This window comes from Arthrobacter sp. zg-Y179 (assembly GCF_020907345.1).
In the GTDB taxonomy this organism is placed as follows: domain Bacteria; phylum Actinomycetota; class Actinomycetes; order Actinomycetales; family Micrococcaceae; genus Arthrobacter_B; species Arthrobacter_B jinronghuae.
The window spans coordinates 199,164-225,873 of sequence record NZ_JAJJOB010000008.1 but is presented as its reverse complement, the minus strand read 5'-3'; the positions used below and the strand labels follow the sequence as shown (position 1 = coordinate 225,873).

The 26,710-nt window shown below is 66.9% G+C and carries 25 protein-coding genes; 15 read left to right on the top strand and 10 right to left on the bottom strand.

Translation table 11 applies throughout. The features are described 5' to 3' along the window. Nucleotides 1-10 precede the first annotated feature (10 nt). Entirely contained in the window at nucleotides 11-838 is an 828-nt protein-coding gene (locus tag LOC56_RS09635) for an SDR family NAD(P)-dependent oxidoreductase (RefSeq protein ID WP_229952051.1), read from the top strand. Between the two features lie 556 nt (nucleotides 839-1,394). Continuing rightward, entirely contained in the window at nucleotides 1,395-1,784 is a 390-nt protein-coding gene (locus LOC56_RS09630; RefSeq protein WP_229952050.1) for a hypothetical protein, read from the top strand. A 121-nt stretch (nucleotides 1,785-1,905) separates the two neighbouring features. Here LOC56_RS09630 and LOC56_RS09625 read toward each other — a convergent pair whose 3' ends face one another. After that, nucleotides 1,906-2,448, bottom strand: coding sequence for a DUF4334 domain-containing protein (locus tag LOC56_RS09625; protein ID WP_229952049.1), 543 nt, complete (start codon nucleotides 2,446-2,448; stop codon nucleotides 1,906-1,908). Nucleotides 2,449-2,497: 49 nt separating this feature from the next. Next, the gene (locus LOC56_RS09620) at nucleotides 2,498-3,406 is read right to left on the bottom strand and encodes a sugar-binding transcriptional regulator (protein ID WP_229952258.1); all 909 of its coding nucleotides are present in this window, start codon (nucleotides 3,404-3,406) and stop codon (nucleotides 2,498-2,500) included. A gap of 245 nt (nucleotides 3,407-3,651) precedes the next feature. Here LOC56_RS09620 and LOC56_RS09615 point away from each other — a divergent pair, with 245 nt between their 5' ends. Further along, complete coding sequence (locus LOC56_RS09615; protein ID WP_442860095.1) at nucleotides 3,652-5,397, top strand: glycerol-3-phosphate dehydrogenase/oxidase; 1,746 nt, start codon at nucleotides 3,652-3,654, stop codon at nucleotides 5,395-5,397. A 198-nt stretch (nucleotides 5,398-5,595) separates the two neighbouring features. Here the strand turns inward: LOC56_RS09615 and LOC56_RS09610 are convergent, their stop codons facing one another. Both LOC56_RS09610 and LOC56_RS09605 read right to left on the bottom strand, forming a co-directional pair. After that, complete coding sequence (locus tag LOC56_RS09610) at nucleotides 5,596-6,210, bottom strand: malonic semialdehyde reductase (protein WP_229952048.1); 615 nt, start codon at nucleotides 6,208-6,210, stop codon at nucleotides 5,596-5,598. Nucleotides 6,211-6,392: 182 nt separating this feature from the next. Next, nucleotides 6,393-6,884, bottom strand: coding sequence for a CarD family transcriptional regulator (locus tag LOC56_RS09605; RefSeq protein ID WP_229952047.1), 492 nt, complete (start codon nucleotides 6,882-6,884; stop codon nucleotides 6,393-6,395). Between the two features lie 87 nt (nucleotides 6,885-6,971). Here LOC56_RS09605 and hrpB point away from each other — a divergent pair, with 87 nt between their 5' ends. Together hrpB and LOC56_RS16195 are read left to right on the top strand one after the other, a co-directional pair. Continuing rightward, the gene (gene hrpB / locus LOC56_RS09600; RefSeq protein ID WP_229952046.1) at nucleotides 6,972-9,620 is read left to right on the top strand and encodes an ATP-dependent helicase HrpB; all 2,649 of its coding nucleotides are present in this window, start codon (nucleotides 6,972-6,974) and stop codon (nucleotides 9,618-9,620) included. Nucleotides 9,621-9,734: 114 nt separating this feature from the next. Continuing rightward, nucleotides 9,735-10,769 (top strand): FUSC family protein, encoded by a 1,035-nt coding sequence (locus LOC56_RS16195; RefSeq protein ID WP_229952045.1) that lies wholly within the window; start codon nucleotides 9,735-9,737, stop codon nucleotides 10,767-10,769. Here LOC56_RS16195 and LOC56_RS16285 read toward each other — a convergent pair. Next, nucleotides 10,750-11,910, bottom strand: a complete 1,161-nt coding sequence (locus tag LOC56_RS16285) for a hypothetical protein (RefSeq protein WP_229952044.1) — start codon at nucleotides 11,908-11,910, stop codon at nucleotides 10,750-10,752. The two genes, LOC56_RS16195 and LOC56_RS16285, sit on opposite strands and share 20 nt — an antisense overlap. Before the next feature lie 414 nt (nucleotides 11,911-12,324). Here LOC56_RS16285 and LOC56_RS09585 point away from each other — a divergent pair, with 414 nt between their 5' ends. From LOC56_RS09585 to LOC56_RS09565, 5 genes are all read left to right on the top strand, one after another. Then, nucleotides 12,325-13,905, top strand: a complete 1,581-nt coding sequence (locus LOC56_RS09585; RefSeq protein ID WP_229952043.1) for a Na+/H+ antiporter — start codon at nucleotides 12,325-12,327, stop codon at nucleotides 13,903-13,905. 11 nt (nucleotides 13,906-13,916) lie between these two features. After that, nucleotides 13,917-14,243, top strand: a complete 327-nt coding sequence (locus LOC56_RS09580; protein ID WP_229952042.1) for a hypothetical protein — start codon at nucleotides 13,917-13,919, stop codon at nucleotides 14,241-14,243. A gap of 201 nt (nucleotides 14,244-14,444) precedes the next feature. Continuing rightward, nucleotides 14,445-15,947: an MDR family MFS transporter gene (locus LOC56_RS09575; protein ID WP_442860094.1), complete on the top strand. Its 1,503-nt coding sequence runs from the start codon at nucleotides 14,445-14,447 to the stop codon at nucleotides 15,945-15,947. Between the two features lie 97 nt (nucleotides 15,948-16,044). After that, nucleotides 16,045-17,304, top strand: a complete 1,260-nt coding sequence (locus LOC56_RS09570) for an ion channel protein (RefSeq protein WP_229952041.1) — start codon at nucleotides 16,045-16,047, stop codon at nucleotides 17,302-17,304. 61 nt (nucleotides 17,305-17,365) lie between these two features. Continuing rightward, the gene (locus LOC56_RS09565) at nucleotides 17,366-18,595 is read left to right on the top strand and encodes an acyl-CoA dehydrogenase family protein (protein ID WP_229952040.1); all 1,230 of its coding nucleotides are present in this window, start codon (nucleotides 17,366-17,368) and stop codon (nucleotides 18,593-18,595) included. A 34-nt stretch (nucleotides 18,596-18,629) separates the two neighbouring features. Here the strand turns inward: LOC56_RS09565 and LOC56_RS09560 are convergent, their stop codons facing one another. The 4 genes from LOC56_RS09560 to LOC56_RS09545 form a co-directional block, all read right to left on the bottom strand. After that, nucleotides 18,630-19,451 (bottom strand): SMP-30/gluconolactonase/LRE family protein, encoded by an 822-nt coding sequence (locus LOC56_RS09560; RefSeq protein WP_229952039.1) that lies wholly within the window; start codon nucleotides 19,449-19,451, stop codon nucleotides 18,630-18,632. 65 nt (nucleotides 19,452-19,516) lie between these two features. Next, the gene (locus tag LOC56_RS09555) at nucleotides 19,517-20,107 is read right to left on the bottom strand and encodes a TetR/AcrR family transcriptional regulator (RefSeq protein WP_229952038.1); all 591 of its coding nucleotides are present in this window, start codon (nucleotides 20,105-20,107) and stop codon (nucleotides 19,517-19,519) included. A gap of 66 nt (nucleotides 20,108-20,173) precedes the next feature. Further along, complete coding sequence (locus LOC56_RS09550; protein WP_229952037.1) at nucleotides 20,174-20,638, bottom strand: GatB/YqeY domain-containing protein; 465 nt, start codon at nucleotides 20,636-20,638, stop codon at nucleotides 20,174-20,176. Nucleotides 20,639-20,684: 46 nt separating this feature from the next. Next, nucleotides 20,685-21,287 carry a maleylpyruvate isomerase family mycothiol-dependent enzyme gene (locus tag LOC56_RS09545; protein ID WP_229952036.1) on the bottom strand — a complete coding sequence of 201 codons (603 nt, stop codon included), beginning with the start codon at nucleotides 21,285-21,287 and terminating at the stop codon, nucleotides 20,685-20,687. Between the two features lie 160 nt (nucleotides 21,288-21,447). Here LOC56_RS09545 and LOC56_RS09540 point away from each other — a divergent pair, with 160 nt between their 5' ends. The 5 genes from LOC56_RS09540 (at nucleotide 21,448) to LOC56_RS09520 (ending at nucleotide 26,172) form a co-directional block, all read left to right on the top strand. Beyond that, nucleotides 21,448-21,900 carry a Fur family transcriptional regulator gene (locus tag LOC56_RS09540; protein ID WP_229952035.1) on the top strand — a complete coding sequence of 151 codons (453 nt, stop codon included), beginning with the start codon at nucleotides 21,448-21,450 and terminating at the stop codon, nucleotides 21,898-21,900. Nucleotides 21,901-22,024: 124 nt separating this feature from the next. After that, nucleotides 22,025-22,333: a hypothetical protein gene (locus LOC56_RS09535; protein ID WP_229952034.1), complete on the top strand. Its 309-nt coding sequence runs from the start codon at nucleotides 22,025-22,027 to the stop codon at nucleotides 22,331-22,333. A gap of 86 nt (nucleotides 22,334-22,419) precedes the next feature. Beyond that, complete coding sequence (locus LOC56_RS09530) at nucleotides 22,420-24,009, top strand: ABC-F family ATP-binding cassette domain-containing protein (RefSeq protein WP_229952033.1); 1,590 nt, start codon at nucleotides 22,420-22,422, stop codon at nucleotides 24,007-24,009. 65 nt (nucleotides 24,010-24,074) lie between these two features. After that, a complete protein-coding gene (locus LOC56_RS09525) occupies nucleotides 24,075-25,379 on the top strand; it encodes a cation:proton antiporter (protein WP_229952032.1) in 1,305 nt (434 codons plus the stop codon). Between the two features lie 61 nt (nucleotides 25,380-25,440). Continuing rightward, nucleotides 25,441-26,172 (top strand): YqjF family protein, encoded by a 732-nt coding sequence (locus tag LOC56_RS09520; RefSeq protein WP_229952031.1) that lies wholly within the window; start codon nucleotides 25,441-25,443, stop codon nucleotides 26,170-26,172. On the opposite strand, the gene LOC56_RS09515 is transcribed toward LOC56_RS09520, so the two are convergent. Further along, complete coding sequence (locus LOC56_RS09515; RefSeq protein WP_229952030.1) at nucleotides 26,121-26,681, bottom strand: hypothetical protein; 561 nt, start codon at nucleotides 26,679-26,681, stop codon at nucleotides 26,121-26,123. The two genes, LOC56_RS09520 and LOC56_RS09515, sit on opposite strands and share 52 nt — an antisense overlap. Nucleotides 26,682-26,710: the final 29 nt, after the last annotated feature.

Below are 26,710 nucleotides of genomic sequence, written 5' to 3'. Positions count from 1 at the left end.
GCAGGCTTTCGTGTCTCCCAAAACCATCGTGATCACCGGCGCCAGTGACGGAATCGGTGCCGCTGCGGCAAGGCAGCTCACCGAAAACGGCCATCACGTAGTGCTGGTGGGCCGGTCCCCGGAGAAGACCGCCGCCGTCGCAAAGGACACAGGCGGCGAGTATTTCCTGGCCGACTTCGCGGACCTGGGCAGCGTGCGTACCCTGGCTTCGGAACTGCTCCAGCGTTACCCGCGCATCGACGTCCTGGCCAACAACGCGGGAGCGGTTTTCGGCAATGAGCGGCAGGTCACCTCGGACGGACACGAGATGACGTTCCAGGTGAACTATCTGGCGCCGTTCCTGCTCACCCAGCTGCTGACCGACCGGCTTCTTGAGTCCAAGGGCACGGTCATCAACACTTCCAGCATGGCCAACCGGTTGTTTGGCAACGTGGACCTGGACGATCTCGAGAATGAAAACGGGTACAACCCCAGCAAGGCCTACGGAAACGCCAAACTGGAGCAGATCCTGTTCACGGAGGAGTTTGACCGCCGGTACCGTTCGCATGGTGCAACCTCCACAGCCTTCCACCCGGGCGTGATCGGGTCGAGCTTCTCCAGCGCCGAGGGCTCGGCAATGCGCGCGGTTTACCAGTCGCCGCTGCTGCGCAGGCTCCTTCCGACGCCGGAAAAGGGTGCCCGGACGCTGGTGTTCCTGGCTGAGGGGACGCCGGGAACGGACTATCCCACCGGCAAGTACTTTGTCCGGAGCAAGGTGGCCAAGCCCAACAAGCAGGCCGGGGACGCCGCTCTGGCTTTGGGCCTCTGGAACCGCTCGGTGGCGATGCTTGCAAAGTGACGCGGGGTTGGCCGGGATGACGGCCGGCGGTCATTAGCGCCGCGTCCCGGGGGGCCACCCCGGCACGGTTTCCAACTTGGTATGACAGGCGTGACCCCCGTTGTCCCAGCAGCAACAGCGGCACCGCCTGGCGGGACGCTCTGCTGTCAATGAGGGTCTCCGGCTGATTCACAGTGCAGTAGATGTCCCTTGGCCAGTCAGCAGGCAGCTTTTACTGCACTATGAACGTCCGGAGGGGCATCTAGTGAGCAGATAACGGGGTTATGCGGCTGGGATAGGCCCGTTATCTGTACAACGGGTGGTCCGGGGCTGGCCGGAGAGCGGATTCACCGCGGCGCTAGTACAGATAACGGCCCTATGAGCAGCGGATAAGCCCGTTTTATGTACAACGGGTGCGGGGGCCAGCCGGATAAGCCCGTTATCTGTACGACCGGTGCGGGGGCCGGCCGGATAAGCCCGTTTTCTGTACATCCGGTGCGGGGGCCGGCCGGATAAGCCCGGACAACCGACGCGGCCTGTTAGGCTTCCCCCGGATCATCGGGGGAGAGGCTGGAACATGAAGAAAACGGCGGCTGCAGGCCTGCTGGTACTGGGCGCCGTGCTATCCGGCTGCGGCGGCAACGGGCACAGCAGCGCGAACGACGCAAACGAAGAGCGCCCTTGCATGGGCGGCTTCGAGGGTTGGTGGAATTCCGCGCCGGTGTCCGGTAATACGACCGGGCTGCCGGAAGAAATCGTGACCGTTGACACCAACACCGGCAAGACAATCGACGCCTTCAACCGCAGCCGGAACGACGCCGGCAAACCCACCGCCGTGTCCGATGTCAGCTACCAGCCCGTCCCCGACGAAACCTGGCCCAAAGATTCAGCCGTAGTCATCGACACCTCCACCGGCAAGGTCATTGAAACCATCCCGGTCGATCCGGGCACGCAGCTCTGCCAATAGGTACTCAGCCAACACAGCACAGCATCCCACCAAGTGGTGCCGCTGTTGCTGCTGGGGTCGCTGCAGGTTACCTCTGTCCAAAAGGCCGGGACGCTCTGCGGCAGAGAAACATACCGAACAGCTAGTCCCGCTGCAGGGCGAAAAAGAACGGCGCCCCGGGACCACGGAGGTCCATCGCACCCAGCACCGTTCCGGCGTCGACCCGCCGGAAGACGTCCAGGACCGGCAGGGCGTCGTAGATCATGGTCACACTGGTCACGCCTCGGTACTCGGTCATCCGCAGCCGGGCGCCGACGCGCCGGGTCCGGGCCAACCGCAGAACCGGACGAACAGCCGCCAGCAGTTCGGGCTTCCGCAGCAAGGGGCCGAAACGCAGCACGGTCGAAAGCGGGACCAACCCCGGATTCACGTTGAATACGCCGCCGCCGGCTCCGGAAAACACCAGCGGGAACACGTCCTCCGCGCCGTCGAACCGTTTCCCGTGCCAGCCCAGCGGTTCGAGGAGCCCGTCGAGCCGGTGACCCGTAGGTATTTCGGTGCCCCGCCAGGAGCCGTACAGCTCCGGCACCTGCACCGGCGGCAGGGAATCAAAGTACGCCAGGGCAGTCCCGGCGTCGGTCCCGGCCTGCAGTTCCTGCAGCCGGAGGGTGGGTTCGTTGTCCATGCCGATGCCTCCTGGTTGGGTTTTACAAGGCTCCTGCAGGATACAAGGGCTAGGAAGAGGCCAGCCGCCGGGCGGAGTTTTCGTCCAGAATCAGGTCCGTAACCAGGCCGGCACGCAGGGCGCCGAGCAGGCTGGTGGTCTTGGTTTCTCCTGCCACAACGCAGATCCGGCGGGGGACCTGCAGCAGGGTCGACAGGTCGGGTCCGGTGCTGCGGTAGTTTAGTTTGATCCCGTCCCAGGTGCCGTCCGCCCGGTAGAACATGGTGGCGACGTCGCCCACCACCCCCTCGGTCATGAGCTCATGCAGGTCTTCCTCGTCGAGGTAGGCGCCGTTATAGACATGGCTGGGCACCCCCGCCTCCATGGAACCGACGCCGAAAATCGCCGTGTTCATCCGCGCCTGCAGATCCAGTACCCGGCGGACCGGACGTTCCCGCCACATCGCTTCCTTGGTTTCGGCGTGGTCGAAGAACGCCGGAACCGGGAACTGGACCACCCGCGCGCCGTAGGCGTGGCCGAAACGCTGCAGGATTTCGCTGGCGTAGGTGATGCCCGATGTGCGGAAATTCCCGGCCCCGTTCATCTGCACGATTGTGCTGTCGTGGGTGTTCTTGATCGGCAGGTGCTGGCTCACGGCCGTCAGGGTTGAGCCCCACGCGACGCCGATGATCGCATCCGAATCGATGAGCGGACCAATCAGGTGCGCCGCCTGCACGGCGACCCGCTGCAGGGCCTGGGCGGGCGAGACGGTTTCGGCGACCGGAACCACGTGGGCCTGGATGCGGAAGCGGGTGGCAATCTCCTGTTCCAGTGCCGGAGCCCGGTCCGACGGGTTGCGGATCTCGATCCGGACCAGCCCGGTGCTGCGCGCGTAGGAGAGCAGCCGGGAAACGGTGGAACGGGAGATCCGAAGTTCCCGGGCGATCGCCTCCATGGTCAGGCTCTGCAGGTAATACATCTGCGCAGCCCGGAGGGCATCGCGGTCGCGGCTTTCCTTCTCGTTCGCCGCAGGTCCGGCGCCGGAGGCGTCCGGGAACCGGCCACTGACACCAATGTTCATTTGCTGTCCATCGACACGGTTGTGTACTCCATGAATCCATTATCGCAGGGTGCACGTATGTGCATTGGTTGGCCCCGGGAGCCGCAGGCTTCGACCATTGAGTAGATATGGCAATGCAGCCACAGAAGCGTTTGGAGATATACGTGGACAATTCCGTGAACCCCAGCAAGGCAAAGACCGCCGCCCGGACCCGTCCGGTAGTGCAGCAGCTGAAGGACCGGCCCAAGGCCTCGGTGCTGATCATCGGAGGCGGCATCAACGGCGTCGGCACCTTCCGTGACCTGTCGCTGCAGGGCGTGGACGTAGCCCTCGTAGAGCGCGGTGATTACTGCCAGGGCGCTTCGGGCGCGTCTTCCCACATGATCCACGGCGGCATCCGCTACCTGGAGAACGGCGAGTTCCGCCTCGTGCACGAGTCCGTCGTCGAGCGCAATGCCCTGCTCCGCCTGGCCCCGCACTACGTCAAGCCGCTGCAGACCACCATCCCCATCACCACCACCTTCTCGGGCATCACTGCTGCACCGCTGCGTTTCCTGACGCACAAGCAGGGCAAGCACACCGAGCGCGGCGCCGTGCTGATCAAGGCCGGCCTGCTGATGTATGACTTCTTCTCCCGCGGCGGCCGCGTGGCCCCCAAGCACAACTTCGTCGGCAAGAAGAAGTCCCTGCAGGAACTGCCGAAGCTGCGCCCGGACGTAAAGTACACCGCCACGTACTTTGACGCCTCGGTGCACAACCCCGAGCGCCTCACCCTCGACGTGCTGCGTGACGGCCTCGAGGCCAACCCGCAGTCCCGCGCCAGTAACTACGTCAGCGCCGTCGGCACCACCGACGCCGGCACCGTGCTGCGCGACGAAGTCACCGGCGAAGAGTTCGTCTTCGACGCCGACGTCGTCATCAACGCCACCGGCGCGTGGGTTGACGAGACCAACGATTCCTTCGGCAAGCGCACCAGCTTCATGGGCGGCACCAAGGGCTCGCACATCGTCCTGGACCACCCGGAACTGCTGGAAGCCTGCGCCGGCCGTGAAATGTTCTTCGAGCACACCGACGGCCGCATCGTCCTGATCTACCCGATGGGCGACCGGGTCCTGGTCGGCACCACGGACATCGACGCCGACATCAACGAAGCATCGGTCTGCACGGACGAGGAAATCGAGTACTTCTTCGAACTGATCGCCCACGTCTTCCCCACGGTTGACGTGCGCCGCGACCACATCGTCTACACCTTCTCCGGTGTCCGCCCGCTGCCGAAGCACGACGACACGCAGCCCGGCTTCGTGTCCCGCGACTACCGCGTGGAAAAGCGCATGGACAAGCGCGCCGGCAAGAACGTCACGAGCCTGTCCCTGGTCGGCGGCAAGTGGACCACCTTCCGCGCCCTGTCCGAGACGCTGGCAACCGAGGCAATGACTGCCCTCGGCATGCCGCGGAAGACGACGACGGCGGAACTGCAGATCGGCGGCGGCAAGGACTTCCCGCGCACCGAGGCCGAGGAACGCCTGTGGGTCAACCGCATGGCCTCCGACGTAGCCGACCGTGACCGCGTCCGCGTCCTGCTGACCCGTTACGGCACGCGCGCCGTCGACGTCCTGGAGTTCCTGTCCCAGGGCGGCGACCAGCTGCTGGCCTCCACCAACGAGCTCAGCACCCGCGAGCTGACCTACATGGTGGAAAACGAGCAGATCACGCAGCTCGCCGACATCCTGATCCGACGCACCTCGCTGGCCTTCCGCGGCCTGGTGTCCGAGGCCATGCTGACCGAGCTGGCGGACCTGCTGGCTCCGCAGCTGGGCTGGGACGACGCCGAAAAGCGCCGTCAGGCTGAGTTCGCCCGCGACCTGCTGGTCAACATGCACGGCATGAAGATCCCGGCGCTGGCTTCCTAGTCCCGGAGTAAAGCAAAGAGGCAAAGCGACAACAGCAGAGGGTGGACACCGATTCGGTGTCCGCCCTCTGCTGTTTTTCGTATCCGTTTACCCTGCCGACCGCCGGGTGAACGGCAGCTGGCACCACCTGTTCTGCGACGAGGCTTAACCAGCGACCGCCGCCACTGGTAGCCAGGGCGGCGGTCTTCTGTCTGCGGCCTAGAGTTCGGTGGTCGCCGTCGCGTAGTCCAGTCGGGGCAGTCGCGGGTGGCGTGGCTCGCCGGCAGGCACACCGATGTTGACGACGAGGAAGGACTGCAGGTTCAGGCCTGCGTGCAGGTCAGCGTCCAGCCCGGCGGCGTCGAAACCGCCCATCGGCCCCGCGGCCAGGCCCAGTGCACGGACTGCCAGGAGGAAGTATCCGGCCTGCAGATGCGCATTGTCATTGCCCATCACGGCACTCAGTTCCGGGTTGGCGGCAAAGACTGCGCCCTGCTGCGGAGCCGGCGGAAAAACGGTGGGGAAGTGCTCGGGCCAAGTGCGGTCAAAGCTCAGCACGGCAACCATGGGAGCCGCGGCTGTCTTGGCCTTGTTGCCTTCTGCCATGTGCTGCACCAGCCGCTGCCGAGCCGCAGCAGAACGCACCCAGGTGATCCGCAGCGGCTGGATGTTCATCGCCGTCGGACCCATCTTGGTCAAGTCGTAGATGGATTGAAGCTGCTCGTCTGTGACAGCGGCCGCAGTGAATTCCGAGACCGTGCGCGCGTCACGGAAGAGGAGGCCGAGGGCTGCGGCATCGATGACGGGGATGGACTCCAGAGTGCCGTCGTTCATACGCAGCACACCTCCTTGGGGTAACGGTTCGTGTCTCCAGACACTTGACGCTTCAAGTACACCCGAAAGGAGTGCGGAATGAGGGCGGCGCATATGGTGATGTCCATCACTCTCACAGTGCGCGGAGGCAGCAGAAACGGCACGTCCCGCAGGACATGCCGTTCGGTAACGGACCAATACGCCTAGGCGACGGCGGTGGACGGACGCCACACAGCGTCCAGTTTCTCCCCGGCCTCCCCTTCAGAGAGCCCGAGCGACAGGGAAATCTCCGTCAGCAGCGGCCGCCGGGCATGCCGGAGCATTTCCCGTTCGGCCTGCGAGAGACCACGGTCCGCCTCGCGCAGCATGAGGTTGCGGACCACTGCGGCAATAACCATCGGATCACCGGTGGCAATCTTCTCCGTGTTGTCCTTGTACCGGCGCGACCATTGGGGGTCTTCGTTATCGGCGGGAGCGCGAAGGACGCCAAACAGTGCGTCGAGTCCAACCCGGTCCAGGACCGGACGGAGGCCGACGTGGTCCACTTGGTCAACGGGCACCCAGACCATCAGGTGGGAGGACTGGACCTCCAGGACAATGCAGTCCTTCTGCATGCGTGGATGCGTTTGGAAGGAACTGACGACGGCGGGGCCGTGATGGGGATGGACCAGGATCTGGCCTTTGGAAAATGGCAACTGCTACCTCCAAGGAAGAGGAAGGGCAGGGGCGAGTGATGAGACTCTTACCATTTTACCGCTTCCTGCAGGAGGCAGAATGGAAGAGTGACTTCTCCGGCCTCCCCGCACCCAACCGACCCGCCCTTCGACCTGGCGGCCATCGGCAGGGGATTGGTTTTTGCCGAGTCGGTCCCGCAGCTCGCGGCGGTACTCGGCGGCGGTGCCGGTGAAACGCACGGAGCCGGCACCGCCGTCGTCCAGGCGCCCCCGGGAACAGGCAAGACAACCCTGGTGCCGCCGCTCGTCGCGAACGTTCTGGCCCGCGGCGGAACCCAGCCCCGGGTGGTGGTCACCCAGCCCCGCCGCGTTGCCGTCCGTTCCGCTGCCCGCCGGCTGGCAGCGCTGGACGGTACTGCCCTCGGCGGGAGGGTCGGCTACACGGTCCGGGGCGAGAGCCGCACGGGCCCGTCCACGCTGGTGGAGTTCGTGACGCCGGGCATCCTGCTGCGCCGCCTGCTGGCGGACCCTGGTTTGGAAGGAACAGCCGCGGTCATCCTGGACGAGGTCCACGAACGCGGGCTGGAAACGGACCTGCTGCTCGGCATGCTCACCGAGGTCCGGCAGCTGCGCGAGGACCTGACCCTGGTGGCCATGTCCGCAACCCTGGACGCGCCGCGTTTCGCCGCGCTGATCGGTTCGCCCGACGGCGGCGGGCCGGCTCCCGTGGTCGGCTGCCCTGCGGCGCTGCACCCGCTCCGGACGGTCTGGGCTCCCGCGCCGGTTCCCCGCTTCGATGAACGCGGCGTGACCCGCGGGTTCCTGGACCATGTGGCGGACACTGCGCTGCAGGCCCACGCCCGCGCCGTGGCCCAGGACCCGGACGTTGATGCCCTGGTGTTTGTGCCCGGGGCGCGCGAGGTGTCCACTGTGGCGGGACGGCTGCGTTCACGGGTCCCGGCGGGAACGGAGGTGTTGGAACTGCATGGGCAGATCGGTCCGGGGGAGCAGGACCGGGCCGTTTCCGGCCGCGGCCCGGGCGAGCCGGCCCGGATTATTGTGTCCACGTCGCTGGCCGAATCCTCGCTGACCGTTCCCGGCGTCCGGCTGGTGGTCGACTCGGGGCTCGCCCGCGAACCGCGCCGGGACGCGATGCGAGGGATGTCCGGCCTCGTCACTGTCTCCTGTTCCCGTGCCTCCGCCGAGCAGCGGGCCGGCCGCGCCGCCCGGCTGGGGCCGGGTACGGTGGTGCGCTGCTATGACGACAGGGCCTACGGGGCCGCACCCGCACACCAGACCCCGGAAATCGCCGTCGCGGACCTCACGGCCGCAGCACTGGTGCTGGCGTGCTGGGGTGCTCCCGGAGGCGAGGGCCTGTCCCTTCCCGACGCACCGCCGCCGGCCGCCATGCGCGACGCCCTCCAGGTGCTGCGCGGGATCGGTGCAGTGGACGCCGAGGGGCTGGCGACGGCCCGGGGCAAAACACTCGCGCGCGTGCCCGCCGATCCCCGGCTCGCACGGGCACTGCTGGACGGCGCCGGTGCCGTGGGTGCCCGGACCGCGGCCGAGGTTGTTGCCCTGCTTTCGGGGGACAACCGGGCACCCGGAGCAGACCTTCCCCGCTTGCTGGCCGGCATGCGTTCCGGACGCGAGCCCGGTGAACGCCGATGGTCCGAAGACGTACGGCGGCTGGAGCAGCTGGCCCGCCGGGAGAAGTCTGCCGGCCCTGCCGAAAGGGGAGGCACGGCAGCACGGGAAGTCCCGGGGGTCGAAGCGCCGGGCTACGTGATTGCCCTGGCCTTCCCTGACCGGATTGCACGGCGCGTTCCCGGCGCCGGCCCGGAGCGTTACCTGCTCGCCTCCGGAACCCGTGCCGGGCTGCCGGCCGGCAGCTCCCTCACGGGACAGGACTGGCTCGCCGTCGCCGATGTCGCCCGGGCGGAGGGACGCGACGCCGCCGGCACCGGTGCAGTGATCCGGTCCGCAGCGCCGCTGACCCTGGACTCCGCGGAAGCCGCGCACCTCGTCACGGACACCGTGGAAGCGGAGTTCGCCGGCGGCCGGGTCGCCGCGCGCCGGGAACGCCGGCTCGGCGCAATCCTGCTTGGCTCCACCCCGGTACGCCCGTCCGCCGAAGAGGGACGCGCCGCCGTCGCCCGCGCCCTGACGGCACAGGGGCTGGACCTGATCGGTTTCTCCGCGGCAGCCGACGCGCTGCGCCGGCGCCTGGCCCTGCTCCACCGTGAGCTGGGGGAGCCGTGGCCGGATGTCAGCGAGCCGGCCCTCCTGGCCCGGCTCCAGGACTGGCTCGGTCCCGAACTGGACGCACTGGCCCGCGGGGTATCCACGAACAGCATCGACCTCACCGATCCGCTCCGGCGGCTGCTGCCCTGGCCGGACGCCTCGCGGCTGGGCGACCTCGTACCGGAACGGCTCGAAGTGCCCAGCGGTTCACGGGTTCGGATCGACTACCCGGATCCGGGGCACGACGACGGCCGGCCCGTGGTGGCGGTCAAGCTGCAGGAGTGCTTCGGATGGGCCGAAACCCCGAAGCTCGTGGAGGGACGCGTCCCGGTGCTTTTCCATCTGTTGTCCCCGGCGGGCAGGCCGCTGGCCGTCACCGACGACCTGGCATCCTTCTGGTCCGGCCCCTATGCACAGGTCCGGTCCGAGATGCGCGGCCGGTACCCCAGGCACCCGTGGCCCGAGGATCCCTGGTCTGCCAAGGCCACTGCAAGGACAAAGGCCCGGATGTAACAGCGGATGCGAGGACCGTCACACGGGAACGTGCCGGGCGCCGTCGTCCGTGGGTTTTAGGCTTGAACTGCGGCTCATGTGCCTCCGGCCGCAGCGAAAGGTTCCTTGTTTCCCGTGCAGTTCCCCGTACAGCAGCATCTCAGCAGCTTCCTCACCGTGCCTCCGGGGCGCGGGCACCGGGTGCCTGCCGTCCGCGTGGCGCTCGGGGTATTCCTGCCGCTGCTGGTCCTGATCCTGCTGGGGCGGACCGACCTCACGATGTGCGCCATCTTCGGTTCGCTGACGGGTATTTTCGGCCGTGCCGAACTGCACTGGCGGCGCCTGCAGCACCAGTCGCTGTCGGGTCTGCTGATGGTCCTGACCGTGGTGGCCGGTGTGTTCCTGTCCCTTTCCGGCGCGGATTCCTGGACTGTCGTGGGCGCGGGAACCGTGATTGCCGGACTTATTGCGGTGGCTGCCAGTTATCTGAGGGTCCGGCCCGCCGGTCCGTTCACCTACATCTTCGCGTTTACCGCCACGTCCGCGGCACCGTTCTCGGGCCGGTTATGGGAAGCGGCGCTGACCGTGGCGGGTAGCGTGCTGCTCGCTGTAGCGCTTGGTTTTGCCGGACGGCTGCACGCGCGTCGGCATACTCCGCGCCCGCTGCCGCCGTACCGGCCGCCGTCGTGGGGGCGGATCCTGCGTCACTCGGGCCGCTACGCCGCTGCCGTCGCCGCCGCCGGATCGGTCTCGGCGGGGCTTGGACTGGGGCACGGGTACTGGGCGATGCTCGCCGCCTGTGCTCCGATCGCCGCAGTGGATGCAGCCGGGGGAGCGATCCGTGCCGTGCACTTCATCGTGGGCACCTACGCCGGTGTGCTGGTCTCTGCGGTGCTGCTCCAGGTTCAGTGGTCGCCGGTCCAGCTGGCGGTCCTGTTGGCCATGCTGCAGTTATGCGGGGAGATCTACGTGGTCCGGCACTACGGTCTGGCCATGGTGTTCCTGACGCCGGTAGCCCTGCTGATGACTGGGTTTGTCGCTAGCCAGCCGGTGCTGGCGGTGACCTTGGACCGGGCCGTCCAAACGACGATCGGGGCGCTCGTGGCCGTGGCGGTCATTGCCGCCACCACCCGCAGGGGCTCGACGACTGCTACTCCCTCGACGCGCTGAAGAGCTGTGCCGAGCCCTCGACGTCGGCCGTCGTCGGGTCACCGAGATAGAGCATGCTGGCACCCTGTTCCAGGTAGGTGCTTACGTCGCCCACCGAAACCATCGCTTCTCCCAGTGCAGCGAGCACAACGGTGAACCGTTCCAGCGGGATGGATGCGGTGCCGCCGTGGATCACGGTCCGGCGCAGGTCGAGATCCTCGCTCCAGAGCGGAATATGTTCCTGGCACTCATCGATACGCTCCACCTCAAGAGGTGCGGGGCCCGGCTGGCCGTTGTCCAGGACCTGCTGCAGCTCGGCAACGTCCACGTAGTCCGTAGTCAATCCGGCTTTCAGGGCATTGTCGGACAGGCCCATAACCACCAGCGCCTGCCCCGAAAGATAAGAGTGGAGGCAGCCCGCAGGGGTGACCATTGCCTGTCCGGGGTCCAGCTTGAGGAGGTTCATGCAGATCGCTATGAGAATCCCGCGGTCGCCCGGGAACAGCGGCTCAAGTCGACGGAAAACGGAAGCAGCGTCCGCGGCGGCACCTTCCGTTTCCGTCACTCCGGCCATGCCGGCCTTGGTTTCCCGGAGTGCCCGGACAATCTCGGAAGGCTCCATGCGGAGGAGGGCGTGCACCGGCATCTCATGCCGGAACGTCAATAAGGCCCGGAGCCACGGCAGGTCCACCCCGTCGGCAATGGCACGCAGTTCTTCCCTGCTGCGCTCTCCCGACAGCACGCGAAGGGGAGTGAGCGCTACCGCTACTTCAAACTTGGCGTACCTGTCCTTATAGTTCCGGTTTCCGGCGTTCAAAGGGACTCCGCGGGTCTGTTCACGGACATAACCGGCCAACGCCTGGTCCGGCCGCGGGTGCAGCTGGATCGGCTTGGGCACATCCGCGTCCATGAGATGCATCCGGAAGGGGATAGGGCGTGCCGGTACTTCCTCCGGATTGGAGAAGTGGCGGGGGTGGGCGGCAAGAAGCCGATTAAGGGCACCCGGGAGGTCATCGGGATCCCAGGTAATGACGGCACCTGTGGCGGAAGAAGAACTTGCCCGGCTGTCCTGGCCGGGCCGCCCGGCGGCCTTATCCCTCACTGCATTCATTGCAGCTGCGGGGTTGCGGGTTTCCCTTACCAGACCGTAGACGGCAGTCACGGGTGCAACGCCTCCTTACGGATGGCTGGCGGGGTCAATACAAGGCGGGAGAGGGCTACCTTCAACTCAATTCACCGGGACCTTGCCCAATGTCGCTGATGGACACCAGGACGGCTTCCTTGGACACACGAAAGATTTCCGTTCAAGTTTACCGGGTTTCCGGCGCGGTGCGGAGGTTCCCTGACCCCCGGTTTCCCGTGATCTCAGTTACCGGCCGGTATGACTTTGCCCGCCCGCCCGGAGTGTCCGGCGGAGTGCCCGGCGGCGTGCCGCGCCCACAGTGAAAGTTCCCCGTTGTAGATGCACTCAATGCAATAATTAACGAAATACTTACAAATCCGAAAGAAGCAGGTGCGGGGATGGAATACGCGGCGCGGTCGGTCCGAGGCACCTTCCGAGTGGACGGCTGAGCCGGTGGATTTCCTGATACTCCTGATCGGGCTGCTGTTCGGAACCGTCCTGGCCGCGGGGATCGGTGAACGCATCCGGCTGCCGTACCCCGTACTGATGCTGATCTCTTCGGCCCTGATCGCGTTCCTGCCGATCATCCCCGAAGTGCATATCAACCCTGAACTGATCCTTCCGCTGTTCCTTCCGCCGCTGCTCTTTGCCGCCGCGCAGCGCAGCTCCTGGTCCGTTTTCCGGCTGCGCTGGCGCTCCCTGGTGCTGCTGGCTGTGGCATTGGTGGCGGTCACTGTGGCCGTGGTGGCCGGTGTGTCCTGGGTTATGGTGCCGGCACTCGGGATGCCGGCCGCGATCGCCCTCGGCGCCATTGTTGCTCCGCCCGATCCGGTGGCCGTGGAAGCGATCGCCGGCAAGGTCCGGATGCCGCGGCGGCTCATCACGGTGCTGCAGACCGAGGGCCTCTTCAACGACGCCATCGCCATTGTCATCTTCCAGGCAGCCGTCGCCGCGAGCACCAGCGGCGGGCACGTGGGCTGGGAGGTTGTGCCGGAATTCCTTATTGCCGCAGCCGGCGCCGTTGTGCTGGGCCTGGCCATGGCCTGGATCGTCGGCAGCCTGAACCGGTTCGTGCCGAACCTGGTGGCGCGTTCGGCATCCACCCTCGTTGCGCCCTTCGCCGTCTACCTGCTCGCCGAAGAAGTGCACTTCTCCGGCGTGGTCGCCGTCGTCGTCACCGCATTGGAACTGGGCCGGCGCGCCCGCCCCCAGGACTCGGAGGAGCGGCTGACCCGCACCGCTTTCTGGGATGTGGTGGAGCTGCTGACCACCGGTGCCGCGTTCGGCCTGGTGGGAATCGAGATGCGGTACATCATCGAGGACGAGGGAGCCCAGCTGCTGAGTTTCATCCCCGGGATCCTGGCAGTGTGTGCGGCCGTGCTCCTGGTCCGGTTCCTGTGGATGATGGCGATCTACCGGATGGGCGGGACCGAAAAGAACCATGTGCCGGGTTCACTGAAAGAGGTCCTGGTCCTTTCCTGGTGCGGGATGCGCGGTCTGGCGACCCTGGCTCTTGCCCTCGCACTGCCGGGCACCACGCTCGCCGGTGACCCGCTGCCCGGACGCAACTTCGTCGTGGCCTGCGCGTGTGCCGTCCTGGTGGTGACCCTGGTGCTGCCGGGATTGACCCTGCCGTGGCTGATGCGGGCCCTGAAACTGCCTAACGACCATAAGGAGGCGGACCGGATGGAACGCGAGCTCGCGCTCCGGGCCGAACGGGTCGCCGTCGAGACTATGAAGCGCTCTGCGGCCATCCAGCAGCTGCCGCCGGACCGCCGCGCCGCACTGGCCAAGCGGATGGCCTCGCTGCACTCCATGCTGGAGAGCGACGAAGAGGATGAATCGCAGAAGATGCTGGATCGAAAGGCGACCCTGGAGATTATGGACGAGGTCCAGCGCGAAGCCATGGACGCCGCCCGCCGGGAAGTACTCGAGGCCCGCCGGCAGCGCGGCATGGATCCGGAGGCCGTGGACCGTGTACTGCGCCGCCTGGATCTGCGCACCGTCACCATGGACCGCCCGGAACGCCACTAGACTTCCCGTACATGAGCAAGAACGTGGAATCGTGGCCGCATCTCGGCGTCGCATGGCTGGTGCAGTCGGCTGCGGCCGCGGTGCTGGCTGTCACCGTCGTCGTGCTGCAGCTCTGGGTCTTTCCCGAAACCGTTCAGGCGATCGTGCTGCTGGCCCTGATCCTGGCCTCGGCGGTAATGCTGCTGCTCTCCGCTCCGTTGGTCTTCGAATGGATCCGCAACCGGTTCGAGCGCAGCTGGGTGGTGCTGGTACTCACGGCAGCAGCGGCGATAGTGGGCGGGTGCTGGCTGGTGGTGCTGTTTGTGCTCGGATTCGGGCTGCTGGTCACCGGGTTCTAGCCGGTTCCAGCCTCCGTCCCGGGCGACCGGTTCAGCGCTGGGCGAATATCCGGCGGAACACGCCGTGCGGACAGGTACCGGCGTCCGGGCAGGCAGCTGCCTCCGCATAGGATGGCAGGCCGGGCCCGCTGAAGTGCCGTCCGTTTCCGTGCGCCGGACGCATGCGGCGCGCATCCGCATCATGAATAGGACCCTCCCTCTTTGAGTATCGATCCCTCCGCAAAACCCTTGCCTGCTGCCGGAACCTCCGGGCACGCCGCAACGACGCGGGCTCCGTCCACCCTGGATCCCCGCACCAAGACCGTGATCGGCCTGCTGCTGGTCTCCTCGTTCGTGGTCATCCTGAACGAAACAATCATGAGCGTGGCCCTGCCCCGGCTCATGGCTGACCTGGACATCACTGCGGGAACCGCCCAGTGGCTGACCACCGGCTTTATGCTGACGATGGCCGTGGTCATCCCGGCCACCGGCTTCCTGCTGCAGCGTTTTTCGATGCGCGGGCTGTTCCTGACCGCCATGTCCCTCTTCAGTGCCGGGACGCTGCTGGCTGCCCTGGCCCCCGGGTTCGGCACCCTGCTGGGCGGCCGGATCATCCAGGCCGGCGGCACCGCCATCATGCTCCCGCTGCTGATGACCACCGTCCTGAATGCTGTTCCGGCACATAAGCGGGGACAAATGATGGGCACCATTTCCATCGTCATCGCGGTTGCACCGGCCATCGGCCCGACGGTCTCCGGCATCATCCTCAACGCGCTGGACTGGCGCTGGATGTTCTGGCTGGTCCTGCCCATTGCCCTGCTGTCGCTGGGCCTGGGCGCGTTGAAGATCCAGAACCTTACTGAAACCAAGCGCCTGCCGTTCGACGTGCTGTCGATCGTGTTGTCCACCTTCGCCTTCGGCGGACTCATCTTCGGCCTCAGCAGCATCGGCGAGGCCGCACAGGGCAAGGAACTGATGCCGCTGTGGATCCCGCTTGCCGTCGGCGTCCTGGCCATGGCCGGCTTTGTACTGCGCCAGCTGGTGCTCCAGCGCACCGACCGCGCCCTGATGGACCTGCGCACCTTCACCAGCAAACCCTTCGTGGTAGCGATCATCATGGTCCTGGTGTCCATGATGGCGCTGTTCGGCTGCCTGATCGTGCTGCCCCTCTACCTGCAGAACGTCCTGGGCCTGGACACGCTCTCCACCGGCCTGCTGCTGCTCCCCGGCGGCGCCGTAATGGCCGTTCTCTCGCCGATTGTCGGCAACCTGTTTGACCGTTTCGGTCCCCGCCCGCTGGTGGCTCCGGGCGCCCTGGTGCTTAGCGGTGCCCTGTGGGGGATGACCCTGCTGACGGAAGAAACCCCCGTGGGCCTCGTGATCCTGCTGCACTGCTTCCTGAACGCCGGGCTGGGTTTCATCTTCACTCCGCTGTTCACCTCGGCCCTGGGTTCGCTGGACAAGTCGCTTTACTCCCACGGCAGCGCCATCATCAACACGCTGCAGCAGCTTGCCGGTGCCGCCGGCACGGCCGTCTTCATCACGCTGATGACCACCGGTACGACGGCGGCCCTGGCTGACGGCGCGTCACCGGTCTCCGCTGCCGCCTCGGGTGTGCACACGGCGTTCTTCTGGGGAGCCGTTGTTTCGCTGGTGGCCGTCGCGGCGTCGTTCCTGGTCCGCCGGCCCACCAACGAACTGCCCGAAGGTGTGGCTATCCACTAGCAGCCGCTCCGGTTTCCCTGGAAGCAGCCGCTCCGGGCTACTAGCCTTGGTTAGGCACGCGTGATCCGCCGGGGGCTGCACCCAGGGAAGTGACACCATGCCTGAAGGATTCCTCGGGCACCACCGGGTCCGGACCCTGCTGGCACTTGCGGTGCCGGCGGTCCTTGTTGGTGCGGTTTCGGCCCTGGTCCTGTTTTCCCTCGATGAACTCAGCCGGTTGCTGCAGCACCTGATCTGGGACACCCTGCCAGCCGCCGTCGGCGCCGACTCCGACGGCGGCTGGTGGATTTTCGGCACCCTGACGCTCACCGGGTTCGCCGTCGGACTCATCGTCCGGTATGCCCCGGGCCATGCCGGTCCGGATTCGGCGGCGTCGGAACTCGGCGGGACGGCCCTGCCGCTCGGCGTGGTTCCCGGCCTGGCCGCCGTCGCGGTCCTGGGACTCGCCGGCGGCGTCAGCCTGGGCCCGGAGAACCCGATCATCGCCATCAATACCGCACTGCTCACCGTGCTCATCGGCCGCCTGTTTGCCCGCGTGCCGGACCAGCTGATCGTCGGGCTGACGGTGGCGGGAACAGTGGGTGCGCTGTTCGGCACGCCGGTGGCAGCGGCGCTGCTCTTCACCGGCATCGCCGGGACCATGAAGACCGGGGGTGCCCTGTTTGACCGGCTCTTCCTTCCACTGGTTTCCGCCGGCGCCGGGGCGGTGACCATGACCCTGCTCGGCGGCACGCTGCTGCAGATCGAGCTGCCGCCGATGGGTGCTCCCAGCGGCTGGGACGTGCTGGCCGGGTTCATCGTTGCCCCGCTGGCAGCCGCCTTCGGGCTGCTGGGCGTTGCCGTGTTCGCGCCGGTCCACCGGGGGTTCCACCGGCTCGGCAATCCGATCCTCTTCACCACGCTCGGCGGGGCACTGCTTGGCCTGCTGGGCGTACTCGGAGGGACGCTCACGCTATTCAAGGGCGCCGAGGAATCGGCCGAACTGATGCTGCACCGGGGCGACGAACCCGCCTGGACCCTGGTTTACCTCGCCGTGATCAAACTCGCCGCCTTGGTGGTATCCGCGGCTGCAGGCTTCCGGGGCGGCCGCATCTTCCCGGCTGTGTTCATCGGCGTGGCCGTGGGACTGGTGGTGGCCGCCTTCGTGCCAGCGGTGCCGGTGAGTCTCGCCGTTTCCGCTGCGGTGCTCGGACTGGTGCTCGCCGTCGCCCGGGACGGTTGGATGGCGCTCTTTATTGCCGTGGTGATCACCGGCGACGCGGGCGTCACCTCCGTCCTGTGCCTGGCGCTCCTTCCCGCCTGGCTCGTGGTTACCAGCGCCCCGCACATGCTCGCGTCCGACGGCGCCCACCCTTGACCCCTCCCGTGACGCAGGTCATACTAACTGAACGATTAGTTAGTGAACCCAGGAGCCCCCCATGACCGTCACGCAGACCGCGCGCCCAGCCTTCGACCCCACCGCAGTGGGCGACGTCGACGCCGACCTTTACCTTCTCGACGAACTGCTGGACGACGAGGCCCGCGACGTGCGGGACCGGGTCCGGGCGTTCGTTGACAACGATCTGCTGCCGGTCATCAACGACTACTGGGAGCGGGCGGAGGTCCCGTACGAGCTGGTGCCCAAGCTGGCCGCGCTGAACATCGCCGGCGGCACCATCAAGGGGCACGGCTGCCCGGGGATGAGCCGCATGGCAGCCTCCACCGCTGCGGCCGAGCTTGCCCGGGGCGACGGCTCCATCAACACGTTCTTCGGTGTGCACTCCGGCCTGGCCATGGGCAGCATCGACATGCTCGGCAGCGAGGAGCAGAAGCAGCGCTGGCTGCCGCCCATGGCCAGGTTCGAGAAGATCGGCGCGTTTGCCCTGACCGAGCCCACCCACGGGTCCGATTCGGTGTCGCTGGAAACCACTGCCCGCCGGGACGGCGATTCCTACATTCTGAACGGCAACAAGCGGTGGATCGGCAACGCCAGCTTTGCCGACATCGTGATTATTTATGCCCGCGACGAAGCCGACGGTGCAGTCAAGGCGTTCGTGATGGAAAAGGATGCCGACGGCAACCACCCCGCCGGCTACCAGGCGACCGTAATCACCGGCAAGATCGGCAAGCGGGCCGTGCTGCAGCCGGACATCGTCATTGAGGACCTCCGCATTCCCGCGGAAAACCGGTTGGAGAACTGCAACTCGTTCAAGGATGTCAACAAGGTGCTGGCGGCCACCCGCGGGGGAGTCGCGTGGGAAGCGCTGGGGCACGCCGTGGCCGCCTACGAGATTGCCGTGGCGTATGCCAAGGACCGGGTGCAGTTCGGTCAGCCCCTTGCCGGATTCCAGCTGGTGCAGAACAAGCTTGCGAACATGCTCGCCCAGGTCACCGCGATCAAGCTGACCTGTTTCCGCCTCAACGAGCTTGGCGACCAGGGAAAGATGACCGGCCCCATGGCATCCATGGCCAAGATGTTCGCCGCCCGGCAGGGCCGCTGGGTCTGCTCGGAGGCCCGCGACATCATGGGCGGCAACGGCCTGCTCCTGGAGAACCACGTGGCCCGGCACCTGACCGACATGGAGGTGGTGTTCACCTATGAGGGCACCGATTCCATGCAGTCACTGATCCTGGGCCGGCACATTACCGGGCTGTCCGCGTTCGCCTAAGGCGGCCCGGCGGCTGCTTCCCGGGTCAGCGGCGTCAGCGGACCCGCAGGCCCAGGACCTGGCCGGTGCCGGGGGTGGCCGGATCCATCACCTCCGGCCACTGGGCGGTCAGCATAAACAGCAGGCCGCCGTCGTTCCCGCCGACGGCGCAGGAGAAGCAGCCCTGGTCCAGCTGCACCGTTTCCACCACGCTCCCGCCCTCCCGGACCCGGACACAGCGTTCGCCGGGCACTTCGGCAAACCAGATGCCCCCGGTGCCGTCCCAGCAGATGCCGTCGGGCGCGCTGCCCGAGACCGCTGCCCATTCCCCGGCAGGCGTGAGGGCGCCGTCGTCGGCAATAGCGAAGGACGTCAGGCGGCCGGCGTGGGACTCGGCGACCACGAGGCTGGCGCCGTCGTCGGAGACCAGCATGCCGTTGGGGAATGCCAGGCCGTCAGCCACCTGCACCGCTGAGCCGTCCGGCCGGATGAGCGCGACGATCCCGCTGCTCTGCGGATCGGCCGAATAGTCGTAGCCCAAGCCGTTCACATAGATGTTGCCGGAAGGGTGCACGGCAATCTCGTTCCAGGGGTGGTCCGACAGGCCGCTCAAATCCGCGTGCGGGACCAGCCCTGCATTGGGAATTTCCAGGAAGACGGTTCGGTCCGTCCCGGAGACCACGGCCATCCGCCCGTCCGGCAGCCAGTCAAAGCTGATGGGGAAGGACGGCACCGCCGTCACCCGCCGCACGTCCCCGTCCGGGCTCAGTGCGGAGATGGTCCCCGCCGTCCAGTCCGCGAACCAAAGTTCGTCGGCGTGCCATCGGGCGGATTCACCCATGCCGATCCCGGAGACCAGCGTTGTCGGTTCAGCCATGCTGCACCTCGCTTGTTGAGGTTCGGGCTTCCAGTATGCCGGGCACCCCGAGGCGGATAACAGGGCTAGGGCTCCGCGGGTACGGCGGCGCCCAGCATCCGCAGCGCCAACCGGCTGTGGTGTTCCCCAATGCCGGCCGCGGTCTGCCGTCCGTCGTTGCGGTACCAGCGCGCCACGTCCACGCAGAGGGAGAGCAGGGCCAGGACGGCAAGGCCGGTGTCCTCGATGTCGAAGAGGCCTTCCTCCCGTCCGCGGTCGACGACGGTCCGGAACTCAGCGTCCACGGACCGGCGGATCTTCAGCACCTCGGCCCGGTGGTCCTCCGTGAGGGCGGCAAGCTCGAAGTTCACCACGCTGGATTTGGTGCGGTTGGCTGCCTGCCACTGGACGAAGTCGCGCACCATGGTCGAGATCTGCTGCACCGGATCGCTGCTTGAGGCGGCACCGGAACGGACCAGTTCCAGGGTGCGCTCGTGCCCGAGGCGGGAAATGCTGTAGAGCAGCTCTTCCTTGGAACGGTGGTGGACATAGACGGCGCCGGGAGTGACCCCGGCGGCCGTGGCGATGTCGCGGGTGGTGGTGCCGTGGAATCCCTTCGCCGCGAAGGCCTCCGTGGCGGAATCCAGCAGGCGCTGGCCCGTACCTGTTGCGGGCACCTGTACCTCCGGATGATCAGCGGAATGAGCGTTCAGCAACCAGAGTAGCAGTGGGGCCGGCTGCCGCTAGGCGAGTCGGGAACGGACGATCTCGCTCACCGTCTTGCCGTCAAACCGTCCGGCCACCTTGGCGGTCACGGGCTTCATGACCTGTCCCATCTGCCGCATCGACGGCTCTTCCCCGCCGGCACGCAGATCCGCGATTGCTTCATCCACAATGGCTTCCACGTCGGCCCGGGTCAGGGGAGCGGGCAGGTAGGCTTCGATGATTTCTGCCTCGGCCGCCTCGGCGGCAGCGCGTTCGGTCTCGCCGGCCTCCGTGTAGATTCCGGCGGTATCGCGGCGCTTGGCTGCTTCCTTCTGCAGCAGGGACACGATCTGGACGTCGTCGAGCTCCACCGGCGTCTTCCCCGACTTCTCCCTGGTAGTGATTTCCCCCAGTACATTGCGCACGGTGGTCAGTGCCACACGGTTGCCCGATTTCATGTGCGTCTTCATATCCGCCTGCAGCTGCTCTTTCAAAGTGCCCATGGTCCTCGTCCTTACGGTGATGTAGTACTTTCCTTTCCATCGTCCCCTATGCGGGCGGGTCCAGCTCCACGGGGCGCCCGGACACGGTGAGCAGCAGGTCCAGGGCATCGGCTTCGACCTCGGTGCCGGTGCCCCAGGCCGTCCCGGTGCGCCGGTCGACCAGCCGCAGGCCCGCGGCCCGCTCGCGTCCTCCGCCGAACGCAACCGGGGTCCGGAGCTGGTAGGCAAGGGCCCGGACAACTGCGGGCTCCGGATAGCTTCCTACGAGGCCGAGGGGGCGGCGGATGTCCTCACCGTGCACGATCGCTTCAACCAGGCGGGTTGCCGGGTTGACCGGCGGCGTCCGGGTCAGCTCTGACACCTCCCGCAGTGCGCGGAGAGTGCCTTCCGGGTACAGCCGCTTTTCCCGCAGGACGCCGCGTTGGTTCAGGCGGTCGAAATCAAGGCGTGCCCCGAGCATGCCGCGGACGAACCCGGCCCTGCCGGTGCGTGCCGTATCCACGAGATGGGCCAGGACATCATGGATGCTCCACCCGGGACAGAGCGAGGGCGCCTCCCACTGTTCCGCCTCCAGGTGGGAGAGGTCGGCTGCGAGCCGCCGCCGCTCGGCGTGTACGACCTCCCAGACTGCTGCTGTGGACTTCCGCAAGCCGGCTCCTTTGGTTGATAGGCACTCGGTACCCAAGGAAACTAAAGCAATTCGCCAGCGTCAATGCCCTCTTGCGGCGGCGGTCACAGCGTCCGGAATCACAGCGCAAAAGGCCCATAGTTGTCTTTAGGCAATCAAAACAACTGTTAGTGTTTTAGGTATGCAGAACGCGGCGGAAACAGCAGAAACCCTGGCCGGAACCATCCGGTCAGCGGGGCTGAAAGCCACGTCACAGCGCGCTGCAGTGCTGGGAGCGCTGCAGCGGGAACCGCATTCCAGCGCGGACAAGGTCCTGGCTTCCGTCCGATCGGAACTGCCGGGCATTTCCGCGCAGGCCGTCTACGGCATCCTGTCCGCCTTTACCGAGGCCGGACTGGCCCGGCGGGTGGAGCCCGCCGGTTCGCCGGCACTGTACGAGTCGCGGGTGGGGGATAACCACCACCACCTGGTCTGCATCCGCTGCGGAGCCATCAAGGACGTCGACTGCGTGATCGGCCAGGCACCCTGCCTGACCCCGTCGGACGACTCCGGCTTTACCGTACTGGCTGCCGAAGTAACCTTCAGCGGCATCTGCAGCACCTGCGCCAAACAGGCGGATTCCTCCGCCCGCTAACGCGCACCACCGCCCATACCTAGGCGGGCACCAATCAACGGCGACACATCCCGGGCTGAACGCTGCCCAAAAACCTGCCGCCGCGGCCCGAGTCTCACCCCAAGCGTCAACTGAGGAGACACCCATGACTACCTTGCTCAACCGAAACACCGCCGCGGCCACCACCGAAACCGCCGCCCCCCGCACAGCCCCCGCCGAAAGCACCCCGGCCCCCACGGCTTCTGCCGAACATGCCGCTCCGGCAACCCAGTCCCGTCGGCCGGGCACCTACACCAGCCGCTACGACTGCCCGCTGGGAACCCCGCGTGCCGAGGGAAGCTACGTCTCCACCGGCCGCCGGGCACTCACCCGCCCCCGCAACCTGGGTAGCTACGTGGACACCTCCACGCACCTCAACCGCCGCCCCCAGGGCAGCTACACCCTGCGCGGCTAGTCCCGCCGCTGCGACCGGCAGCAGCGGATAGGATGAATGGTCGTTGTCCCGCGGGGCGAGGAAACCAACCCCTTTGAGAGGACACCATGAGCCTGATCCGGCTGCAGGACGTCAATACTTCCTTCGAGAACAAGCAGGTGCTGCGTGAAGCGTTCCTGCGGCTCGAGCCCAAGGACCGGATCGGCCTGATCGGCCGGAACGGCTCCGGCAAATCCACCATCCTGAAACTGGTCCTGGACCAGGTGCAGCCCGACTCCGGCACCGTGACCGTGGAAGCGGGCGTGAAGATCGGCTACTTCTCCCAGTTCTCCGAACTGGACGGCCAGGCGAGCATTGCCGAGGTCCTGGACTCCGTCTTCACGGAGATCAAGGACGTCGAGGCCGAGCTGGCGGGCATCGACGAAGCTATTGCAGCAGATCCCTCAGGCAAGGAAATGGACCGGCTCATCCGCCGCCAGTCGGAACTGTTCGAAACCATGGACCGGCTCGACGGCTGGGACTATCCGCGCCGCATTGACAGCGTGCTCACCACCCTCGGCTTCACCGCCGCACACCGCGTGTGTCCCATCGACGCCCTGTCCGGCGGCTGGCGGAACCGCGCCGCACTGGCGAAGATCCTGCTGGAGCAGCCCGATGTCCTGCTGCTCGACGAACCCACCAACTACCTGGACGTGGCCGGCGTCGAATGGCTCGAGGGCTGGTTCCGCGACTTCCGGGGAGCGGCCATCATCGTCTCCCACGACCGGAAGTTCCTCGACGCCGTCGTTACCCGCATCGTGGAGGTGGAGAACTTCCACCTGCACGAATACCCGGGAAACTTCGCCGAGTACGTGGTGCAGAAGCAGTTCCGGTTGAAGAACCTCCAGGCCCAGTTCGTCCATGAGGCGGAACTGCTGGCCTTTGAAGCCGAAGGCATTGCGGACCGCCGCGAGGCGGCCAAAGCCGGCGGGCGGCTCAGCACCCAGCTGGCCCGCATCAAGAAATCCCGCGCGCCCCGGCCCGTGGATGAAATCATCACCGGCATCTACGACGGCCTGCACGTCAAGGACGTACTCGGCCGCGTCCGCGGTGTGTCCAAGTCCTACGGCGAAAAAGTGCTCTTCGAGGACCTGAGCTTCGAGGTGAACAAGGGGGACCGCATCGCCGTCACCGGAACCAACGGCAGCGGCAAGACCACGCTGCTGCGCGTGCTCACGGGCGAAGAACAGCCCGACGCCGGCGACGTCACCTGGCCGAAGGGACCGGCCATGGTTTCCTACAACAAGATGCTGGCAGAGCTCGACGACGCCGACACCGTCACCCACGCGGTGAACGCGCTGCCGGGATCCCTGGCCTTCAGTGCCACGAAAAAATCCGTCAACCGGTTCCTGACCATGTTCCAGTTCTCCGAAGCGGACCTGGTGCAGAAGATCGGCAACCTTTCCGGCGGGCAGCGCGCCCGCGTCGCCATGGCCCAGTGCCTGCTTTCGGGTGCTCCCGTCCTGCTGCTGGACGAACCCACCAACCACCTGGACATGTCCAGCACGCAGGTCATGGAACGCGCCCTGCTGCATTTCCCCGGCGCCGTCATAGTGGTCAGCCACGACCGGTTCTTCACCGAAAAAATCGCCACCCGCTGGCTCGTCTTCGGTGCCGAGGGAGCGGAGCCCGGGCAGGTCACCATCCGCGAAGCCTAGGGGAGCCGACGCCGGTTCGGCGCGGCACCTGTCGGGGCGCCCGATGCCGAAGGTAATGTCGGGGGGTGTTTGACGGACCCAGCCTTGTCTTCCTTGCAGCCGGCCTAGCAGTTTTCCTTGCAGCCGTGCTGCCCAAGGTGCTGCGCAACGTTCCGGTTTCCATGCCCATGGTGTTCCTTGGTGCGGGAATCCTGACGTTCAGCCTCCTGACGGACCTCCCGGACCCGGATCCGGTGCGCTACGGAGAATTCACCACCCACCTGACCGAGGTGTGCGTGATCATTTCCCTGATGGGCGCGGGACTGGCACTGGACCGGCCGGTCGGCTGGCGGCGTTGGTCCACCACCTGGCGGATGCTGGGCATTGCCATGCCGCTGAGCCTGCTGGGCCTGACCCTGCTGAACCTCTGGATCCTCGGAGTGGGCCTGGCAGCGGCCGTCCTGTTGGCCGCAGCCCTGGCCCCGACCGACCCGGTCCTGGCCTCCGAAGTGCAGGTGGGCGAACCGGCCGACGACGAGGAAGAGGACTCGGAGCACGAAGCCGAGGACGAGGTCCGGTTCGGCCTGACCTCCGAAGCCGGGCTGAATGACGGCCTGGCCTTCCCGTTTGTCTACCTCGCCATCGGCATGAGCCTGGTGGGGACGGCGCCGTCGGACTGGTTCCCGCACTGGGTCGCCGTGGACGTTTTCTGGCGGATAGGCATGGGCGTCCTCCTCGGCCTCGTCACCGGCAAGGTCCTGAGCCGCCTCTTCTTCTCCGCACGGCTGGAAAGCATCCGCCTCTCCAACCACTCCGAAGGCTTCGTGGCCCTGGCGGCCACGTTCCTGGCCTACGGCATCACCGAGATGCTGGACGGCTACGGTTTTGTTGCCGTCTTCGTCTGTGCCGTCACCATCCGGGCCGCTGAACGCACCCACGGCTACCACCGGGTGCTGCACAGCTACGTGGAGCAGCTGGAGCGGCTGCTGACCGTCGTCCTGCTGCTGCTGCTCGGCGGCGCCATTGCCCGCGGACTGCTTTCCGGCGTCGGCTGGCGCGAGGTGGCGGTGGCCGCCGCATTCCTGCTCGTGGTTCGGCCCCTCGCCGGATGGGTGGGTCTGCTGGGCGGCCGGCCCGGCCCCCGCGAGCGGATGGCCATCGCCTTCTTCGGAGTCCGCGGTATCGGCTCCCTGTATTACCTCGGTTACGCGTTGGGCAAGGGGAACTTCGACGACGCGGAGCAGCTGTGGGGCCTGCTCGGTCTGGTGGTGGCCTCATCCATCGTGCTGCACGGGATCACGGCGGCGCCGGTGATCAACCGGCTGGACCGCATCCGCCGCAAGACAGCCGTGGAACGCTTCGGCGAAGAACGGCCGGATACGGCGGTCTAGCCCCGCGCCTGCCCTTTCGCCTGCCCTTTCGGCCCGGCTGGCGCGCTGTTACCTTGGCGCCATGGGTACCCCCGTCCACGGCATGGAGGATCCCTGGCCCGCGGGACCAAGGGTGACGCCGCCGATACTGATGGCCCAGACCTGGGCCGGCACGGTTTTCCTTCACTGGCGCATTCCCGCGTCTGCTGCCGCACCGTACATGCCTCCCGGCGTCGAACCGGATGTCTTCCACGGTTCCACCTGGGTGGGGCTCATCGGTTTCCGGGCGCCGCAGACCGAGCTTGGCAGGGTCCCCGTGCCGTTTTTCGGATCCTTCACCGAGGTCAATGTCCGCCTGTATTCGCGCGGCAGGGACGGCAGCCGGGGAGTGCTGTTCCTGAGCCTGGATGCGTCGAGGCTCGTCCCGGTGCTGGCCGCCCGTTCGCTGCGCATCCCGTACATCTGGTCCCGCTGCCGCCCCACCCGTTCCGGCCGGGGGCTGGGGTACGACGTCGAGCGGTTCGGGAGGCAGGCCCGCTCGACTTTCACGGTGCTGCCGGACTATGCCCGGCAGGCTGATGATGAGTTGTCCGTCCTGCTCACGGCGCGCTTCGGACTGCACGCGGCTTTCGGCGGCCGGACAGCGTTCATTCCCATCTCGCACCGGCCGTGGCCGCTGCATCCGGCCCGGCTGACGCACTTTCACGATGAACTGGTGCCTGCGGCCGGACTTCCCGTCGAGGGCCCGCCGGACAAGGTGCATTACTCGCCCGGGGTGCGGACCTTGTTCGGCAGTCCGCGACGGGTGGTCTGAGCCAGTTCCCGGCGCAGTCCACGTTCGCCCTGCCGCATCAGCAGCGAGTGGGCTGCGGTGAAGGCCGGCCGTGCCGCGGGGGTGAGCAGGCGCATCCAGCGCCGGGTGGGCCGTACCCGCCAGTCGATGTCCATCCGGGTCTGCGCCGCGTCACCGGGGGCGTTCCCGGGGGAGGCTGCCGGCATGGGGAACAGACGGATTCTGCCAGTGCCCGCCAGGTCTCCGCCGGCGTCGAACTCTATGATCCGTGGCTGGACCGCTGTGGTGGGGTGGATGGTGATGGACAGGTGATAGCCCAGAGCGGCACGGAAGCGCAGACGGGCGGTAGTGGCCAGCAGCTGCGACGTTGGGTCTGCGGTATCGGCGCTCGGATCGGTGGCGAGGTCCTGGAGCGTGCAGCCGGGCCACCAGCGCGGCCAGCTCATTTCCGGGCTGGCCACGGTCTCCCACACCGCCTCGGGGGTCGCGTCGAGCAGCCAGCTGGAGGGGAGGATGTAGAGACCGGGCATGACTTCAGCATGCCATCCGGGATCTGTCG

Excerpts from the sequence above, each read along its gene's own strand:
- LOC56_RS09630 (WP_229952050.1), top strand. The coding sequence starts at position 1,395 with ATGAAGAAAACGGCGGCTGCAGGCCTGCTGGTACTGGGCGCCGTGCTA.
- LOC56_RS09535 (WP_229952034.1), top strand. The coding sequence starts at position 22,025 with ATGACTACCTTGCTCAACCGAAACACCGCCGCGGCCACCACCGAAACC.
- LOC56_RS09570 (WP_229952041.1), top strand. The coding sequence starts at position 16,045 with ATGCCTGAAGGATTCCTCGGGCACCACCGGGTCCGGACCCTGCTGGCA.
- LOC56_RS09515 (WP_229952030.1), bottom strand. The coding sequence starts at position 26,681 with ATGCCCGGTCTCTACATCCTCCCCTCCAGCTGGCTGCTCGACGCGACC.
- LOC56_RS09520 (WP_229952031.1), top strand. The coding sequence starts at position 25,441 with ATGGGTACCCCCGTCCACGGCATGGAGGATCCCTGGCCCGCGGGACCA.
- LOC56_RS09550 (WP_229952037.1), bottom strand. The coding sequence starts at position 20,638 with ATGGGCACTTTGAAAGAGCAGCTGCAGGCGGATATGAAGACGCACATG.
- LOC56_RS09540 (WP_229952035.1), top strand. The coding sequence starts at position 21,448 with ATGCAGAACGCGGCGGAAACAGCAGAAACCCTGGCCGGAACCATCCGG.
- LOC56_RS09565 (WP_229952040.1), top strand. The coding sequence starts at position 17,366 with ATGACCGTCACGCAGACCGCGCGCCCAGCCTTCGACCCCACCGCAGTG.
- LOC56_RS09580 (WP_229952042.1), top strand. The coding sequence starts at position 13,917 with ATGAGCAAGAACGTGGAATCGTGGCCGCATCTCGGCGTCGCATGGCTG.
- LOC56_RS09625 (WP_229952049.1), bottom strand. The coding sequence starts at position 2,448 with ATGGACAACGAACCCACCCTCCGGCTGCAGGAACTGCAGGCCGGGACC.
- LOC56_RS09610 (WP_229952048.1), bottom strand. The coding sequence starts at position 6,210 with ATGAACGACGGCACTCTGGAGTCCATCCCCGTCATCGATGCCGCAGCC.
- LOC56_RS09530 (WP_229952033.1), top strand. The coding sequence starts at position 22,420 with ATGAGCCTGATCCGGCTGCAGGACGTCAATACTTCCTTCGAGAACAAG.
- LOC56_RS09560 (WP_229952039.1), bottom strand. The coding sequence starts at position 19,451 with ATGGCTGAACCGACAACGCTGGTCTCCGGGATCGGCATGGGTGAATCC.
- LOC56_RS09620 (WP_229952258.1), bottom strand. The coding sequence starts at position 3,406 with ATGTATTACCTGCAGAGCCTGACCATGGAGGCGATCGCCCGGGAACTT.